This window comes from Streptomyces canus (assembly GCF_030816965.1).
Taxonomy (GTDB): domain Bacteria; phylum Actinomycetota; class Actinomycetes; order Streptomycetales; family Streptomycetaceae; genus Streptomyces; species Streptomyces canus_E.
In genome coordinates, this window is sequence record NZ_JAUSYQ010000002.1 from 3,173,788 (window position 1) to 3,190,337 (window position 16,550).

15 protein-coding genes and 1 pseudogene are annotated in these 16,550 nt (G+C 68.2%); 9 read left to right on the top strand and 7 right to left on the bottom strand.

Translation table 11 applies throughout. From position 1 onward, the window contains the following. Positions 1–137: 137 nt before the first annotated feature. The 8 genes and pseudogenes from QF027_RS15560 to QF027_RS15595 all read left to right on the top strand — a co-directional run bounded on the left by QF027_RS15560 (position 138) and on the right by QF027_RS15595 (position 10,445). Positions 138–1,298, top strand: a complete 1,161-nt coding sequence (locus QF027_RS15560; RefSeq protein ID WP_307075137.1) for a mandelate racemase/muconate lactonizing enzyme family protein — start codon at positions 138–140, stop codon at positions 1,296–1,298. Next, on the top strand, positions 1,295–2,299 hold the full coding sequence (locus QF027_RS15565; protein WP_306981878.1) for a zinc-dependent alcohol dehydrogenase: 1,005 nt from the start codon (positions 1,295–1,297) through the stop codon (positions 2,297–2,299). Before QF027_RS15560 ends, QF027_RS15565 begins: the two co-directional genes overlap by 4 nt. Before the next feature lie 136 nt (positions 2,300–2,435). Beyond that, positions 2,436–3,404 (top strand): hypothetical protein, encoded by a 969-nt coding sequence (locus QF027_RS15570; RefSeq protein WP_307075139.1) that lies wholly within the window; start codon positions 2,436–2,438, stop codon positions 3,402–3,404. A 142-nt stretch (positions 3,405–3,546) separates the two neighbouring features. Then, positions 3,547–4,653 carry a multiple monosaccharide ABC transporter substrate-binding protein gene (chvE, locus tag QF027_RS15575; protein ID WP_306981874.1) on the top strand — a complete coding sequence of 369 codons (1,107 nt, stop codon included), beginning with the start codon at positions 3,547–3,549 and terminating at the stop codon, positions 4,651–4,653. Between the two features lie 58 nt (positions 4,654–4,711). Next, entirely contained in the window at positions 4,712–6,262 is a 1,551-nt protein-coding gene (mmsA, locus tag QF027_RS15580) for a multiple monosaccharide ABC transporter ATP-binding protein (protein WP_306981873.1), read from the top strand. Next, complete coding sequence (gene mmsB, locus QF027_RS15585; RefSeq protein WP_306981872.1) at positions 6,259–7,503, top strand: multiple monosaccharide ABC transporter permease; 1,245 nt, start codon at positions 6,259–6,261, stop codon at positions 7,501–7,503. Before mmsA ends, mmsB begins: the two co-directional genes overlap by 4 nt. A 70-nt stretch (positions 7,504–7,573) precedes the next feature. Next, a pseudogene (locus QF027_RS15590) lies at positions 7,574–8,635 on the top strand (aldose epimerase family protein); the annotation flags it as partial. 175 nt (positions 8,636–8,810) lie between these two features. Then, entirely contained in the window at positions 8,811–10,445 is a 1,635-nt protein-coding gene (locus tag QF027_RS15595; RefSeq protein WP_306981869.1) for a pyridoxal phosphate-dependent aminotransferase, read from the top strand. A 30-nt stretch (positions 10,446–10,475) separates the two neighbouring features. Here the strand turns inward: QF027_RS15595 and QF027_RS15600 are convergent, their stop codons facing one another. Both QF027_RS15600 and QF027_RS15605 read right to left on the bottom strand, forming a co-directional pair. Further along, positions 10,476–11,912 carry a family 43 glycosylhydrolase gene (locus QF027_RS15600; RefSeq protein ID WP_307075142.1) on the bottom strand — a complete coding sequence of 479 codons (1,437 nt, stop codon included), beginning with the start codon at positions 11,910–11,912 and terminating at the stop codon, positions 10,476–10,478. Continuing rightward, positions 11,894–12,883, bottom strand: coding sequence for an arabinan endo-1,5-alpha-L-arabinosidase (locus tag QF027_RS15605; protein WP_307075144.1), 990 nt, complete (start codon positions 12,881–12,883; stop codon positions 11,894–11,896). Before QF027_RS15605 ends, QF027_RS15600 begins: the two co-directional genes overlap by 19 nt. 313 nt (positions 12,884–13,196) lie before the next feature. Here QF027_RS15605 and QF027_RS15610 point away from each other — a divergent pair, with 313 nt between their 5' ends. Further along, entirely contained in the window at positions 13,197–13,412 is a 216-nt protein-coding gene (locus tag QF027_RS15610) for a hypothetical protein (RefSeq protein ID WP_307075145.1), read from the top strand. Positions 13,413–13,475: 63 nt separating this feature from the next. Here QF027_RS15610 and QF027_RS15615 read toward each other — a convergent pair whose 3' ends face one another. The 5 genes from QF027_RS15615 to QF027_RS15635 form a co-directional block, all read right to left on the bottom strand. Continuing rightward, positions 13,476–13,811, bottom strand: coding sequence for an SUKH-4 family immunity protein (locus QF027_RS15615; RefSeq protein WP_307075148.1), 336 nt, complete (start codon positions 13,809–13,811; stop codon positions 13,476–13,478). Positions 13,812–13,839: 28 nt separating this feature from the next. After that, positions 13,840–14,394: a hypothetical protein gene (locus QF027_RS15620; RefSeq protein WP_306981859.1), complete on the bottom strand. Its 555-nt coding sequence runs from the start codon at positions 14,392–14,394 to the stop codon at positions 13,840–13,842. A gap of 332 nt (positions 14,395–14,726) precedes the next feature. Then, positions 14,727–14,888 (bottom strand): hypothetical protein, encoded by a 162-nt coding sequence (locus tag QF027_RS15625; protein ID WP_307075150.1) that lies wholly within the window; start codon positions 14,886–14,888, stop codon positions 14,727–14,729. 76 nt (positions 14,889–14,964) lie between these two features. Then, positions 14,965–15,309, bottom strand: a complete 345-nt coding sequence (locus QF027_RS15630; RefSeq protein WP_306981855.1) for a DUF1330 domain-containing protein — start codon at positions 15,307–15,309, stop codon at positions 14,965–14,967. A 152-nt stretch (positions 15,310–15,461) separates the two neighbouring features. After that, a complete protein-coding gene (locus tag QF027_RS15635) occupies positions 15,462–16,421 on the bottom strand; it encodes a helix-turn-helix domain-containing protein (protein ID WP_307075152.1) in 960 nt (319 codons plus the stop codon). Between the last annotated feature and the right edge of the window lie 129 nt (positions 16,422–16,550).

The window sequence follows — 16,550 nt, forward strand, 5'->3', positions numbered from 1 at the left end:
GACTGTCGTTTCGAAAACGTTTCGTGTTCGACCACCCGACCCATTGACACTCCGACCACGTCGTCCTTACCGTCGAGCCAGCATTTCGAACGTAGGCCGAAATTTCGAACAAGTAGAAAGCCTAGGGAGTAGCTGACGTGCGTATCACCGGAATCAGCACGCATGTGGTCGGAACGCCATGGCGCAACCTGACCTACGTCCAGGTGCACACGGACGAGGGGCTCACCGGCGTCGGCGAGACGCGCATGCTGGGCCACACCGACGCACTGCTCGGCTATCTGCACGAGGCGGAGGCCAACCACATTCTCGGGTCGGACCCGTTCGCCGTGGAAGACCTGACCCGTCGCATGAAGTACGGCGACTACGGACGGGCCGGCGAGATCGTGATGTCCGGCATCGCGGTGATCGAGATGGCCTGCTGGGACATCAAGGGCAAGGCACTCGGCGTACCGGTGTGGCAGCTGCTCGGCGGCAAGGTCACCGACAAGGTCAAGGCGTACGCCAACGGCTGGTACACCACCGAGCGGACGCCCGAGGCGTACCACAAGGCCGCCCAGGGGGTCATGGAGCGCGGGTACCGGGCGCTCAAGATCGACCCCTTCGGCACCGGGCACTTCGAGCTCGACCACGAGCAGTCCCTGTACGCCGTCTCCCTCATCGAGGCCGTGCGGGACGCCATCGGGCCGGACGCCGAGCTGATGCTGGAGATGCACGGCCGCTTCTCCCCCTCCACCGCCGTACGGCTGGCCAAGGACCTCGCTCCCTTCAAGCCCGCCTGGCTGGAGGAGCCGTGCCCGCCCGAGAACCTCAAGGCACTGGAGAAGGTCGCCGCCAAGGTCGACATCCCGGTCGCCACCGGTGAGCGGATCCACGACCGCATCGAGTTCCGCGAGCTCTTCGAGAGCCAGGCCGTGGACATCATCCAGCCCGACGTCGGCCACATCGGCGGTATCTGGGAGACCCGGAAGCTGGCCGCGACCGCCGAGACCCACTACATGCTCGTGGCACCCCACAACGTGGGCGGACCGGTCCTGACCGCCGCCTCTCTCCAGGTCGGCTTCACCTCGCCGAACTTCAAGATCCTGGAACACTTCAACGACTTCGCCGACGCCGAGATCAAGAAGGTCGTCAAGGGCGCCCCGCAGGTCGTGGACGGGTACTTCCACCTCTCCGACGCCCCCGGCCTCGGAGTCGAGCTGGACGTCGACGCCGCCGCCGAGTTCCCGCAGCAGCAGGCCCGGTTCGACCTGTGGGCCGAGGGCTGGGAGCAGCGCAAGCCGAAGGGCACCCAGCAGTGACCACTGCCGTCGTCGTCGAGGCGCCCGGCGAGCACAGGCTGGTCGGGCACACCCCCCGTGAGCCCGCCTCCGGGGAGGCGCTCGTCCGCGTCCACGCCGTCGGGATCTGCGGCAGCGACCGCGAGGTCTACCAGGGCAACCGGCCCGAGGGGTACGTCCGTTACCCGCTCACGCCCGGCCACGAGTGGTCCGGCACGGTCGAGGCGGTGGGCTCCGGGGTGCCGGCGTCCCTCGTCGGCCGCAAGGTGGTGGGCGAGGGCTTCAGGAACTGCCAGGTCTGCGACCGCTGCCACGCGGGCGAGACCACGCTGTGCACGGCCGGCTACGAGGAGACGGGCTTCACCCAGCCCGGCGCCATGGCCACCACGCTCACCCTGCCGGCCCGGCTGCTGCACGCCCTCCCGGACGATGCCGACCTGACGGCGGCGGCGCTCCTGGAACCCGCGGCCTGCATCGCCGCCGCCGCGCTCAAGGCGAACGCGCGGCCCGGCGAGCGGGTCGCCGTGGTGGGCACGGGCACGCTCGGGATGTTCGCCGTCCAGTTCCTGAAGGCGAGCTCGCCCTCGGAGCTGCTGGTGGTGGGCACCCGCTCCGACCGCGCGGAGCTCTCCACGACCTTCGGCGCCACCGACTTCCGCACCAGGGGCCAGGAGCTGCCGGACGACTTCGACGTCGTCATCGAGACCGCCGGATCGGCGTCCGCAGCCACCACCGCCGCCGCCCTGCTCAGACGCGGCGGCCGGCTCGTCCTCACCGGCATCCCGGCCCCGGGCGCCGACGGACTCGACCCCACCGATCTCGTCGTACGGCAGCTGGAGGTGCACACCGTGTTCGGGGCGCCGCCCGCGGCCTGGGCGCACACGGTGCGGGTCTTCGGGGCCGGGCTGCTCGATCCGGTGCCGCTCGTCACACACGAGCTGCCGCTGGACCAGTTCTCGCAGGCCATCGACCTGGTGGGGTCCGGCGACCCGAAGGTCGGGAAGGTCCTCCTGCGGCCGTGACACCCCTGAGCCGTGCGCCGGTACGGGGTACCTGACGACTTCGTACCGGCGCACCACCAACGCCTTGTGCATCCAGAGCCCTCGTGTATCCAGAGCCGCGACTTTCGTCCGAAATATCGAACCCGAAGGACAGACAGTGACCGAGACCACCGCCAGCGCGGCCCGACGACCCGGTGAGCAGGCGCTCGCTGCGCTCGGCCTGAACGCGCCCGTCCTCGACCCCTCCGACGCGTCCCCGCACACCTTCCCCGGTGGCGGACGCTGGCGCACCGAAGTGCCCTCCGTGGAGGGCCCCGAGGCCCTCGGCGTGGTCCTCAAGGAGTCCTCGCGGCTCGACGTGCCGGTGCACCGGATCAGCCAGGGCTCGGGCGTGTGGATGCTCACCGACGCCGAGATCACCGAGATGGTGGAGGCGACCGCCGAGCGTGACATCGAGCTCTGCCTGTTCACCGGGCCCCGTGGCACCTGGGACATCGGCGGCTCCACCCGCACCGACTCCAGAGGCGGCGGGCTGCGCGCCCGGGGGCACGACGCGGTCGCCGGCTGCGTCGAGGACGCCGTCCGCGCCACCGAGCTGGGGGTGAAGTGCCTGCTCGTCGCCGACGAGGGTGTGCTGTGGACCCTGCACCGGGCACGGGTCGCCGGGATCATCCCGGCCGACACGACGCTCAAGGTGTCGGCGCTGATCGGGCCGGTGAACCCGACCGCGTACGCCGTGTACGAGAACCTCGGCGGCGACTCGATCAACGTACCCAGCGATCTGACCCTCGATCACCTCACCGAGATCCGCCGGGTGTCCGCCGCTCCCATGGACATGTACATCGAGGCCCCCGACGATCTCGGCGGCTATGTGCGGATGTACGAGGTCGCCGAGCTGATCCGGCGTGGCGCACCGATCTATCTGAAGTTCGGCCTGTCGAAGGCCCCCGGGATCTACCCCTACGGGCACCACATGCGCGATCTCACACTGTCCACCGCCAAGGAGAGAGTGCGGCGCGGCCGGCTCGCCCTGGACCTGCTGGCGCGGCACGGGGCGGACGGCGACATGGCGCCGCTCGGTTCGCGGCTGCCGGGGGCGCTGAAGCGTTTCGAAACACCCTCATAACGTTTCGGACAGACTCCCTTCACAAAAGCAGACGCAGTCACACACAATCCCACACACACCTTCCTCGGTCAGGGCCCGCACCTCCTTGCCAGAGCCCCCGCACCGCCAGACCGAACCCGCCCCGACATCAAGGATCATGATCATGCGTACTCGTCGTGCCGCACTCACCGCCATAGCCGGCGCCGCCTCCCTCGCCCTGACCCTCTCCGCCTGCGGCCAGGACAGCAAAGGCGGCAGCGAGGAGTCGACCGGCAGCGCCAAGGGAGGCACGATCGGCATCGCGATGCCGACCAAGTCCTCCGAGCGCTGGATCGCCGACGGCAACAACGTCGTCAAGAACCTCCAGTCCAAGGGCTACAAGACCAAGCTGGTCTACGGCGAGGACGACCCCGACCAGCAGGTCTCGCAGATCGAGAACCTGATCACCCAGGGCGTCAAGGGCCTCATCGTCGCGGCGATCGACAACAAGTCGCTGAACAACGTGCTCCAGCAGGCCAAGGACGCCAAGATCCCGGTCATCGCCTACGACCGCCTGATCCTCGGCACGCCGAACGTCGACTACTACGCGTCGTTCGACAACACCAAGGTCGGTGAGCTCCAGGCCAGCTACATCGTCGACAAGCTGGGTCTGAAGAGCGGCAAGGGCCCCTTCAACATCGAGCTCTTCGCCGGCTCCAACGACGACAACAACACCAAGTACTTCTTCGGCGGCGCGATGAGCGTGCTCCAGCCGTACATCGACAGCAAGAAGCTCGTCGTCAAGTCCGGCCAGACCAAGATCACCCAGGTCACCACCCTGCGCTGGGACGGCGCCACCGCGCAGAAGCGCATGGAGGACATCCTCACGTCCACGTACGGCAGCGGCAAGGTCGACGCGGTCCTGTCGCCGTACGACGGCATCTCCATCGGTATCCTCGCCGCGCTGAAGTCGGACGGCTACGGCTCCGCCAGCAAGCCGCTGCCGGTCATCACCGGACAGGACGCCGAGCTCGCCTCGGTGAAGTCGATCATCGCCGGCCAGCAGACGCAGACGGTCTACAAGGACACCCGCAAGCTCGCCGAGGTCGCCTCGACCATGGTGGACGACGTCCTCAACGGCAAGAAGCCCGAGGTCAACGACACCAAGACGTACGACAACGGTTCCAAGGTCGTCCCCGCCTACCTGCTGCAGCCGGTGAGCGTCGACAAGAGCAACTACACCAAGGAACTGGTCGACACGGGCTACTACAAGGCGAGCGAGCTCAACTAGTCAGTCCCTCCCTGTCGGTCGATTCCCCCTGAATCCTCCCTGATTGAAAGGCACGACCATGGCGGGACCCGTCCTGGAAATGCGCTCGATCGTCAAGACCTTTCCCGGCGTCAAAGCGCTGTCGGACGTCACGCTGACCGTCCGTCAGGGCGAGGTCCATGCCATCTGCGGTGAGAACGGCGCCGGGAAGTCCACCTTGATGAAGGTGCTCTCCGGCGTCCATCCGCACGGCACGTACGAGGGCGACATCCTGTTCGAGGGAGAGGTCGTCTCCTTCAAGGACATCCGCGCGAGCGAGCAGCACGGCATCGTGATCATCCATCAGGAACTGGCCCTGGTGCCGTTCCTGTCGATCGCGGAGAACATCTTTCTCGGCAACGAACACGCCTCGGGCGGGTTCATCAACTGGAACGAGACGCTGAAGCACGCCACCGAGCTGCTGCGCCGGGTGGGTCTGAGCGACCACCCGGAGACCCGGATCACCGACATCGGTGTGGGCAAGCAGCAGCTGGTGGAGATCGCCAAGGCGCTCTCGAAGAAGGTGAAGCTGCTCATCCTCGACGAGCCGACCGCGGCTCTCAACGACGAGGACAGCGGCAAACTCCTGGACCTCATCCTGGAGTTGAAGAAGCAGGGCATCACCTCGATCATCATTTCCCACAAGCTCAACGAGATCCGCAAGGTCGCCGACTCGGTGACGATCATCCGCGACGGGAAGTCGATCGAGACCCTGGACGTGAAGGCCCCGGAGACCACCGAGGACCGGATCATCTCGGGCATGGTCGGCCGCGACCTCGACCACCGCTTCCCCGAGCGCACGCTCTACGAGGGCGAGGCGGACGCGGCACCGGCGCTGGAGATCCGCAACTGGACCGTCCACCACCCGATCGACCAGCAGCGCAAGGTCGTCGACGACGTGTCGATCCATGTGCGGCGCGGGGAGATCGTCGGTATCGCGGGCCTGATGGGCGCAGGGCGCACCGAGCTCGCGATGAGCGTGTTCGGGCGCAGCTACGGCCGGCACGCGGGCGGCCAGGTCTTCAAGTACGGCGAGGAGATCCGTACGAAGACCGTCGCCGAGGCGGTCGAGCACGGCATCGCGTACGTGACCGAGGACCGCAAGCACTACGGCCTCAACCTCATCGACAACATCAACCGGAACATCTCGCTGACCGCCCTGAACAAGGTCGCGAGGCGCGGTGTGGTCGACGAGCACGAGGAGCGGAAGGTCGCCGAGCGCTTCCGCAAGTCGATGAACATCAAGGCGCCGACCGTCTTCGAGACGGTGGGCAGGCTGTCCGGCGGCAACCAGCAGAAGGTCGTCCTCAGCAAGTGGATCTTCGCGGGTCCCGAGGTGCTGATCCTGGACGAGCCCACGCGCGGTATCGACGTGGGCGCCAAGTACGAGATCTACACGGTCATCGACCAACTGGCCGCCGAGGGCAAGGCGGTCGTTTTCATCTCCTCCGAGCTGCCGGAGCTGCTCGGTATGTGCGACCGCATCTACACCATGGCCGCCGGACGGCTCACGGGTGAGGTTCCGCGGGCCGAGGCCACGCAGGAAGTGCTGATGCGCCAGATGACGAAGGACAAAGAGGTAACGCGATGAGCACCGATGTGACGAAGGTTCCGGCCGCGGCGCCGCCGGGCAACAGCGGGGGGTCGTCCTCCGGTGGGGGCCTGCTCCAGCTGATGCTGAACGGGCTGCGCCGCAACATGCGGCAGTACGGCATGCTGATCGCGCTCGGCCTGATCGTCGCCCTGTTCGCGGTGTGGACCGACGGCGACCTGCTGCTGCCGCGCAACGTCTCCAACCTGGTGCTCCAGAACAGCTACATCCTGATCCTCGCGATCGGCATGATGCTGGTGATCATCGCGGGGCACATCGACCTGTCGGTCGGTTCCCTGACCGCGTTCGTGGGCGCCTTCGCGGCCGTGCTGACCGTGCAGCACGACGTGGCCTGGCCGGTCGCGCTGGTGCTGACCCTCGTGGTGGGCGCGGTCGCGGGCTCGGTCCAGGGCTATCTGATCGCGTATCTCGGCATACCGTCGTTCATCGTCACCCTGGCGGGCATGCTGCTCTTCCGCGGTCTGACGGAGATCCTGCTGGAGGGCCAGACCCTCGGCCCGTTCCCGAACGGTCTGCAGAAGCTCGGCAACGGCTTCCTGCCCGCGGTCGGCCCGGACACCAACTACCACAACCTCACCCTGCTGCTGGGCTTCGCGCTGCTGGCCTTCGTGGTCTACCAGGAGGTCCGCGACCGCAAGCGCCAGCAGGAGTTCGCGCTCGACGTGCTGCCCAGGAACGCCTTCCTGCTCAAGCTCGTCGCGATCGCCGCCGCGGTCCTCGCGGTCACGATGCTGCTCGCCAGCTACCAGGGCGCGCCGATCATCCTGCTCGTCCTCGGTGTGCTGGTGGTCGGCTACGGCTACGTCATGCGCAACGCGGTCTTCGGCCGGCACATCTACGCGATCGGCGGCAACCTGCCGGCCGCGAAGCTGTCCGGCGTCAAGGACAAGAAGGTCACCTTCCTTGTCTTCCTGAACATGGGCGTGCTCGCGGCCCTGGCGGGTCTGGTGGTCGCAGCCCGCCTGAACGCGGCCTCCCCGAAGGCGGGCCTGAACTTCGAACTCGAGGCGATCGCCTCGTCGTTCATCGGTGGCGCGTCCATGAGCGGCGGTGTGGGAACCGTCCTCGGCGCGATCATCGGTGGTCTCGTCCTCGGTGTGCTGAACAACGGCATGAACCTCCTCAGTGTCGGCACCGACTGGCAACAGGTCATCAAGGGCCTCGCCCTGCTGGCCGCGGTCGGGTTCGACGTGTGGAACAAGCGCAAGGTCGGTTCCTAGACACCTCGTCCCGAAGGGTCCCGCGGGCAGCACGTCCGCGGGACCCTTCGACGTCCCACCACTACGCCACGGAGGCAGGAACCCGGTGAAGGAACTCTTCGGCACGCTCGCCGACGGGACGAAGGTCCACCGCTGGTCGCTGGAGAACGGCGGCACACGTCTGAAGGTCCTGTCCTACGGCGGGATCGTGCAGTCCCTGGAGGTGCCCGACCGGGACGGCCGGCAGGCCAACGTCTGCCTCGGCTTCGACCGCGTCGAGGAGTACGTCGACTCCAGCCCGTACTTCGGCGCGCTGATCGGCCGGTACGGCAACCGCATCGCCGAGGGCCGGTTCACCCTGGACGGCAAGAGCCACCAGCTCTCCGTCAACGACGGGGTCAACAGCCTGCACGGCGGCACCCAGGGCTTCGACAAGCGGGTGTGGGACGTCGAGCCGTTCACCAAGGGCTCGGACGTCGGCCTGCACCTGCACTGCACGTCCGTCGACGGCGAGATGGGCTACCCCGGCACCCTCAAGGTGAAGGTGACGTACACCCTCACCCGGCACGGCGAGTGGCGGATCGACTACGAGGCCACCACCGACAAGGCCACCGTGGTCAACCTGACCAACCACGTGTACTGGAACCTCGGCGGCGAGGGCACCGGCACCATCGAGGACCACGAGCTGAGGATCGCCGCCTCCCGCTACACGCCCACCGACTCGGGTCTGATCCCCACCGGTGAGCCGGCGACGGTCGCGGGCACCCCCTTCGACTTCCGCAAGGGCAAGCAGATCGGCCGGGACATCCGCGCCGGTCACGAGCAGCAGGTCTTCGCCAAGGGCTACGACCACAACTGGGTCCTCGACAAGGGCATCACGGCCGAGCCCGAGCACGTGGCGACCCTGCGCGACCCGTCGTCGGGCCGCACGCTGAAGATCTCCACCGTCGAGCCGGGTCTGCAGTTCTACTCGGGCAACTTCCTCGACGGCACCCTCACCGGCACCGGCGGTCACACCTACCGCCAGGGCGACGCGCTGTGCCTGGAGACACAGCACTTCCCGGACGCGCCGAACCACCCGTCGTTCCCGTCGACGGTGCTGCGTCCGGGCCAGACATACCGGTCCACGACGATTCACTCGTTCGGTGCCTGACCTGGCCTGATGCCGGGTTCGGGCCCGGGGTTCCCGAACTCACACTTCTTTCATACCCGTTGAACAGCGCCACTCAGGCGTCCGTATGTAAGGGCGGCCCGTGCTCCCCCGCGCGGGCCACCCAATGACGACGGACCCGGTCGTCCCCGCCGGGTCCGCCCCATACGGAGGTTCGATGGCCGACAACGTCACCTCGTTGTTCCGCAGCACGGCTGCGCACAGCCCGTCCATGGCGGCGCTGGCGCGCGAGGGCGGCGACGGGACGGGGCCGGTGGACTTCTGCATCCCCTGCAATCCGTATTTTCCCACTCCGGCGATGATGGACACCATGGCCTCGCGGCTGAAGGACATCATCACGTACTACCCCAGCAGCGCCGACACGATCACCGCCGAGCTGTGCAACCTGCTCCAACTCCCGCCGCAGGCCGTGGCGATGGGCAACGGCTCGACGGAACTGATCACCTGGATCGACCACCTGCTGGTCCGTGAGTCCCTCGCCATCCCCGTCCCCACCTTCGGCCGCTGGACCGACCAGCCGATGGAGACCGGCAAGCGGGTCGACATGTTCCCGCTCCAGGAGTCCAGCGGATTCGCCCTGGACCTCGCGCAGTACGCCGAGTTCATACGCACCCGGGGCACGCGGGTCGCGGTCATCTGCAACCCGAACAACCCCGACGGCGGCTTCCTCCACAAGCACGCGCTCGTGCAGTTCATGGACGCCATGGCCGACCTCGACCTCATCGTCATCGACGAGTCGTTCCTGGAGTTCGCGGACGCGGAGGCCGAGCCGAGCGTCGTCCAGGAGGCGATGATCCGGCCGAACGTCATCGTCCTGCGCAGCCTCGGCAAGAACTTCGGCCTGCACGGCATCCGCTTCGGCTACATGGTCGCCAACCCCTCCCTCGCGGGCCGGGTCCGCTCGATGCTGCCGAAGTGGAACCTCAACGCCTTCGCCGAGTACGTGGTGTTCATGCTCAAGGAGCACGGCGCCGAGTACGCGCAGAGCCTCCACCAGGTCCGCCGGGACCGCCTCGACATGGCGAGCCAGCTCGCCGCGCTGCCCGGCCTGACCGTCTACCCCTCCCAGGGGAACTTCCTCTTCGTGCGCCTGCCCGTGGGCGCCGAAGGCACCGTGGTCCGGGACCGGATGCTCACCGAGCACCGGATCCTCGTCCGCGAGTGCGGCAACAAGATCGGCTCTTCAAGCCGCTTCCTGCGACTCGTGGTGCGCCCCCAGGTGGACGTGCGTCGCCTGGTGTCCGGCCTGGAACAGGTGCTCTACGGGACCAGGAGGGGAGCCGCCGTGCCCGAGCTCGCTCAAGGGACCAGCTACAGCTCGGGTACGGCGGCAGTGGATCGGTTGGTCGGCCAGACCAACGGGGCGGGCATGCAGGACCTGGCCGCGATGGCTGTCGGCGGTGGGGGGATGGGCGGAGGCGTCGGCATGCCGATGCCGGTCGCCCAGCCGGTGGCGGTGGCCGCGGCGGCGCCCATGGGGGCGGCTGCTTCCATGGGGACGGCCGCTTCCATGGGGGCGGGGATGCCGATGCCGGCTCAGATGCCGGCGCCGGCCCCGATGCCGGCCCCCGCCCCGATGCCGGCACCTGCGGCGCCTCCGGCGCCCTTCGCGCCGCCCAGCGGGCCGACTCCGCCGGGGGTGCCGGCCCGTGGGGGGCTTACGGCTGCACAGGTCCGGGGAATGACCGCACCGGCGCCCGGGGCCCCGCAGGAGCTGTCCCAGGCGCCCGCCACCGGGTGGCCCAACGCACAGAGCTGGCCGAACGCTGCAGGGATGGGGCAGACCGGCTGAGTGGCGTCTTCCCCACGCCCCTGAGCGGGTTCACTGCACCGGAGTCAGCCTCCACTGTTGGCAAGTGTTGTTCAACCACGTCCACTGCCGTACGTCCGCCGCGTCGGCCGTCGAACAGTTCGCCACGTCCGCCACCTTGCCCGTGGCCTGGTTGACGATCCGCACGTAGCCGCTGTCGGTCACCAGGAACCTGAACCGCTGGCAGGTGTTGTTGAGCCAGGTCCACTGGCGGAGGTCCGCGCCGTCGGCCGTGGAGCAGTCGGCGGTGTCGAGGACCTTCCCACCGGCCACGTTGACCAGGCGGCTGGTGTCGTCGCCCTGGTCCTCGACGCGCCAGCGCTGGTTGCTGCCGCCGTTGCACGCGTACTGCTGGACGTTGGCACCGTCGGCCGTCGAACCCCCGGCTACCTCAAGGCACTTGCCGCTGTTGCGGTTCGTGAGGGTGTACGTCGTCGAGGCCGCGGAGGGTTCGCCCGCGGGGCCCGTCAGGGATGCTCCCAGGGCGACCGGCGTGCCGAGGTTCGGGGTGCCGTCGGAGTTCCACGTGAACTTCTGGGCCCTGGTCGTACGGCCGTTGTCGCAGCCGTCGGACGCCGAGTCGTTGGCGTGATAGACGATCCAGTTCTCGGTGCCGTCGGGCGAGGTGAAGAAGCCGTTGTGTCCGGGGCCGTAGACGCCGGCGGAGTCGTTGCGCTGGAAGACCGGCGTGGACTTCTTCGTCCAGGAGGACGCGGAGAGGGGGTCCGAGCCGGTGAGGGTGAGCTGGCCGAGTTTGTAGTCGGGGGTCCAGCAGCCGCTCGCCGAGTAGACCAGGAAGGTCTTGCCGCCCCGCTGGAGGATCTCCGGGCCTTCGTTGACCGAACCCCCCGATTTCTCCCATGAGTTGGTCGGTGTTGAGATCGTCGAGAAGCCGGTGGCGAGGGTGTACGGGTTGGACAGACGGGCCGCGACGAGGTTCTGGGTGCCGCCGCTCGCGCTGCCGAACAGGTACAGCTGATCGTTGATGGTCGCGACCGTCGGGTCCAGCATCCAGGAGGAGTTGAGCTGGTTCTTGTAGGTGTACGGCCCCATGGGATCGGTCCCGGCACTCTCCAGCACGTGCGTGCGCTGGGTCGGGTTGTAGTCGGAGACGTTCTGCCCGGCGACGTAGTACAGGTACCAGTGGCCGTTGATGAAGTGGATCTCGGGAGCCCAGATGTTGCAGCACCGGTTCGCCGCGTCCCCGGTCCACACCTGCACGCTGGGCGCGGTCGCGAGGCCGGCCAGGGTGGCCGACCTGCGCATGGTGATGGCGTTGGTCCAACTCGTCGTCACCAGGTAGTAGTTGCCGTCGTGGTACGAGATCCAGGGGTCGGCGCCCTTCTGCGCCTTGACGGGGTTCGAGAACGAGGCCGCGCTCGCGGAGGACTGCCCGAGCGCGAGGGCGAGGAGCAGCGCGGCCAGCAGGGTCAGTAGGCGACGGGCCATCCGCTGCTCCAGTTCAGGAGGTTGATGCCGAGCTTGGGCGTCCCGTTGTCGTTGCCGTCGTAGTAGTGGTAGACGATCAGGTCGCCGTCGGAGTCGTTCATGATCGACTGGCCGCCGGGGCCGATGTACCGGCCGTGCGACTCCAGGACCGGGGTGCCGCCGTTGTTCATCATCGAGACGCCGTTCTTGTCGACGTACGGCCCGGTGACGCTGGTGGCGCGGCCGACCTTGACCTTGTAGGTCGAACTGGTGCCGGCGCAGCAGGTGTCGTAGGACGCGAAGAGGTAGTAGTAGCCGTTCCGCTTGACGATGTACGGCGCCTCGACGGCCTTGGTCCCGGTCGGGCGGGAGGCGATCGAGTACCGGGTCGTGTTGGTGGACAGCTGCTTGCCGGTGGCGGGGTTGATCTGGATCATCTTCAGGCCGGTCCACCAACTGCCGAAGGACAGCCACCACTTGCCGTCGCTGTCGACGAACAGGTTCGGGTCGATGGCGTTGTAGTCGCTGGAGGTGGTGGAGGTGTACACGGTGCCCTGGTCGGTCCAGGAGCCGGGCAGGCCGGTGCTCGACGTGGCGAGGCCGATGGCGGACTTGTTGGAGCCGAAGGTCGAGACGGCGTAGTACATGAGGTACTTGCCGCCCTGGTAGGAGATGTCGGGCGCCCAGGCCTCGGTGGCGTACGACGACCACCAGCCCGGCTTGGTGGAGAAGGCGTCGTTGCCGGCGGTGAAGGCGGTCCGGTCGGTGGAGGTGCGGTAGCCGAGGCCGCCGCCGGTGCCGTACAGCAGGTAACGGCCGGCCGACGTGCGGATCATCGTGGGGTCGTGGATGGTGATGGCGCCGGTGACGGTCCCGGGGTTGGGGTACGCCGACGCCGTGCTCGGGATGAGGGCGAGCAGGGCGGCTGCGGGGACGGCGAGGAGTGCGGTCCTGCGCCGAAGAGTGCGCGGGGTGCGGGAGGTGCGGCTCACGCTGACGCTCCTTGAGTGGGGGGATGTTCGATATACCGATCATCGATCAGAGCTTCGGACGGGACCGTAGAATCGAACCCCTTGCGCGTCAATGGTCCGCACACACCTCATCGGGCGTCAGTGGTCGTGCTCCGAGCGCAGCTTCCTCCTGGGACGGGGTCCAGCCGCCCATGCCCATGCCACCGCCCGGCCCTCCGGCGTCGGAGCTCGCGCTCGCGCTGGGGGGCGCGGAGGAGTCGCCCTTCCAGAAGAGCGTGCGTCACCACCGTTCCCGTGTCCGACGAGGTGCGCGCCGGCACCCAGCACCTTGGTGATGGGCGAGATACAGAAGATCAGAACTGGTCGGCACTGTGCCTTCGTGATGCATGTCCACTTGGTCTTTGTGACCAAGTTCCGGCACAAGGTGTTCACGGATTTGAGTTCAACGGCGAGGACAACGACGTCGGGGTCCTACTTCGCCGGGACGGTGGGTGGCGCCCCGCTCTCCGTGGTCAGGAAGTACATCGAGCAGCAGAACCGGCCGGTGTGAGCACTGCACGGCTCCGCCGGGCCAGACGCGGCGACGCTCCGCGTGGCAACGACATGATTCGCTTCACCCCCGGCGTGAACGCCGGGGCACTGCAAATGAATCCCGGTAGCCGCGGTCCATGTCGAGGCAGTACCGCATCGCGGGGTCGTCGGTGGGGCCGCCGCGCACGAGGATGTGCGTCTCGTCGCCACCCGCGGCCACCGGCACCACGGTGAAGGGATCGGGTCCCTCCTCGGCGGTGTCGAGGGTGAACAGCACGTCGACGAAGACGGGCACCCCGACCTCGCACAGCACCTCGGCGTCTGCCCCGGACAGTCCGCGCTCCTCGGCGACGGCACGATCCAGCGTGACCACGCGGTCCGCGCCGAACAGCTCCGTCATCTCGTCATGGGTGGCCATGCGTCCTCTGCTTCCCTTTCATCCTGCCTCAGCCGCTGAGGCCGGCTCGTCGCAGCAGCTTCAACCAGTCGTCGTACTCGACCAGTTCGTCGTCGATCAGGGCGAGCCGCTGGTACTCGGCGGGGTCGACCAGCCGCTCCAGGAAGAACGCCTCCACGCTGGGCGCCAACTGGTCGAAGCGCTCCGCGTCGGGCCAGTCGGGGCCTTCTTCCAGGGCTCCGAGGACGTCGCCGCCCGCACGGTCGAGGTAGACCGGGGCTTCCTGGATCATCCCGACGCAGTAGAGCTTTTCGGGGGACAGCGGCAGCGGGGAATCGACCACCGGCTCGCAGTAGAACTGGTGCTCCTCGGCCTCCCACAGGCTGAAGAGCTGCACGGAAGGCCCGCAGCCCACGCCGTTCAGCACCCGGCAGAAGTCCAGGAACTTCCGCGGCACCCCGTCGGCCTCCGCAGCTGCCGCCGTCTCCTCGTCGATCGTCCCGCCGAGCGTGAACCCGAGCAGATCCGAGCTCTCCGCCAGCGCCAACCGCAGGGCGTCCACCGTCACGATCAGACGGGACCGTGCATGCCTCGCGCTGGTCATCTGGCCACCACCCTTATGTCGATCTTGAGGGGATTGCCGTCCGGGAGATCCTTGATCTGTGGGCGCATCTGGTTCCAGCCGATGTCCTGGTTCGTGAACCGGTCGAGCATCCGCACGTTACGCCACGCGTCCGGACCACCGGTCTGGAGCTCGTGGATGTGGTCGGGCGAGGGTTGTAGACAGTCCGGGCCAGAAACAGCATGAGCGGCGTGCGCAGGGTCAGGCCCACCGGCGAATCAGCACCCAGTTGTTGGGCAACCGGGTCCCAGCGGCTGAGCGCGGAGGCATCACCGCCGGCATCCCGCTCGAGACAGGAGGCGAGAGCAGCAGCGTCAAGCGAGGTGGCCGCGCAGCACCCCGCGCGCCATCTCCCGCAGCTTCGGATCGGGCCCGGTGCTCAGGGTGCGCAGCGCGCGGAGCAGGCTACGTGCGCAGTCCTCGTTCTTGCCGACATCCAGCAACTCCGCCTGGTCCACCTCACGTCCGTCCGGCACGCGAACCTCCCCCTTCCGTACGCCAGTCGCCCCAGTATCCAAAGCCTCCTGGGTCACGGGAGTCGGACGCACGTCCTCAGGAAGCGAGCGCGTCCCGCATCGCCTTCGCGGTGACCGCAGGGTCGTAACCGTCGGGAACGCCCTCGACGAGGATGATGTCGCCCTCGATGTGCCGCGAACGCAGCGGCGCGATCTCCTGGTACGCGGCGGAGTCCCACCAGGCCCGCGCCTCGGCGATCCCCGGGAAGCCGATCACCACGACGTGTCCCGGCCAGCCGCCCTCCTTCACCTCGTGCCCCGCGCCGTGCACGAGGAAGTGTCCGCCGTACGGCTCGAAGGTGGCGGGGATGCGCTCGATGTACTCGGCGATCTCCGGATGCGGCGCGGCTTCCCGCAGGTGGGCTATGGCGTAGGCGGTCATGGTGTCCTCCGGGTCGGTAGGGCTCCGTACGCCGGCGAGCCTGGCACGCGGGGCGAACCCAGGTCGATTACCCGGGAGGTAAGCCGTCGGGGAAGCCACGTCGACTCATCCGGGCACCTCCGGGTCCGATGCGGTGCGGACGGCGAGTTCGTTCAGTCGGGTGTCTCGGCCGGACCGGCCGGCTCGGAGTCGTCGTCCAGGGCGGACCGCTCGATGCCGTCGTTGGTCGCGGCCCAGCTGGCCAGCAGGTTCAGGGCGTCCTGCGAGGGGGACGCGGGCTCGGCGGTGTAGGTGAGGAGGAACTGGCTGGGGCCGTCGCCGAGCGGGAAGGTCTCGAAGGGCAGGTCGAGGTCGCCGACGACCGGGTGGTGCAGGAGTTTCACGCCGGTGGTGTGCATCCGGACGTTGTGGGCCGCCCAGCGGCGCCGGAACTCCTCGCTGCGGGTGGACAGCTCCCCGATCAGGTCCGTGAGCCGCCGGTCGTAGAGGTCGCGGCCGGCCTCGGCGCGCAGCATGGCGACGGTGTCGTTGGCGACTTCGTCCCAGTGGCGGAAGAACTCGGTCGCGTGCGGGCTGAGGAAGACGAACCGGGCGTTGTTCGGCGGCCGTACCGGGTCGGCGTAGACGGGGGAGAACAGGGCGCGCCCGAGGTGGTTGGCGGCCAGGATGTCCCCGCGTCCGCTGAGGACGAACGCGGGTGTGCCGGCCATCGAGTCGAGGACGCGCCGCACCGTCGGCCGGACACGCTGCTGAGCGGGTCGGCGGCGTGGCGGACGGGTCGTGCCCGCGCCGCGCAGAAGGTCGACCAGGTGGATGCGTTCGGCCTCGTCGAGCTGGAGTGCTTGCGCGATGCCCTCGATGACGCTCTCGGAGACGCCGGTGGCGTTGCCGCGCTCCAGCCGGGTGTAGTACTCGCTGGAAATGCCCGCGAGCAGGGCGACCTCCTCGCGGCGCAGCCCGGTGACCCGTCGGCGCTCTCCGCCGTACACGGGCAGTCCGGCCTGCTCGGGGGTGACCCTGGCCCGTCGCGTACCGAGGAATTCCCGGATCTCCGCGCGGAAATCATCACGGATGTCGCGGTTGCCGCCTTGTGGGTCGTTTCTGCCTGCCATGCGCTTCACTCTACGAGCGCTTCCGCCGCGGAGGGGGTCCCTGTCAGTGACCCCCTCATCAGGGACTCCCACCCGCGTGTGACAGCGGGTTTTGTTGCACGTACACCCCCGCACACACCAGGTGCCGGA

Bases quoted from the DNA above. Each gene is read 5' to 3' on its own strand.
- chvE (WP_306981874.1), top strand. From the start codon at position 3,547: ATGCGTACTCGTCGTGCCGCACTCACCGCCATAGCCGGCGCCGCCTCC.
- mmsA (WP_306981873.1), top strand. From the start codon at position 4,712: ATGGCGGGACCCGTCCTGGAAATGCGCTCGATCGTCAAGACCTTTCCC.
- mmsB (WP_306981872.1), top strand. From the start codon at position 6,259: ATGAGCACCGATGTGACGAAGGTTCCGGCCGCGGCGCCGCCGGGCAAC.
- QF027_RS15595 (WP_306981869.1), top strand. From the start codon at position 8,811: ATGGCCGACAACGTCACCTCGTTGTTCCGCAGCACGGCTGCGCACAGC.
- QF027_RS15600 (WP_307075142.1), bottom strand. From the start codon at position 11,912: ATGGCCCGTCGCCTACTGACCCTGCTGGCCGCGCTGCTCCTCGCCCTC.
- QF027_RS15610 (WP_307075145.1), top strand. From the start codon at position 13,197: ATGGGCGAGATACAGAAGATCAGAACTGGTCGGCACTGTGCCTTCGTG.
- QF027_RS15615 (WP_307075148.1), bottom strand. From the start codon at position 13,811: ATGGCCACCCATGACGAGATGACGGAGCTGTTCGGCGCGGACCGCGTG.
- QF027_RS15620 (WP_306981859.1), bottom strand. From the start codon at position 14,394: ATGACCAGCGCGAGGCATGCACGGTCCCGTCTGATCGTGACGGTGGAC.
- QF027_RS15630 (WP_306981855.1), bottom strand. From the start codon at position 15,309: ATGACCGCCTACGCCATAGCCCACCTGCGGGAAGCCGCGCCGCATCCG.
- QF027_RS15635 (WP_307075152.1), bottom strand. From the start codon at position 16,421: ATGGCAGGCAGAAACGACCCACAAGGCGGCAACCGCGACATCCGTGAT.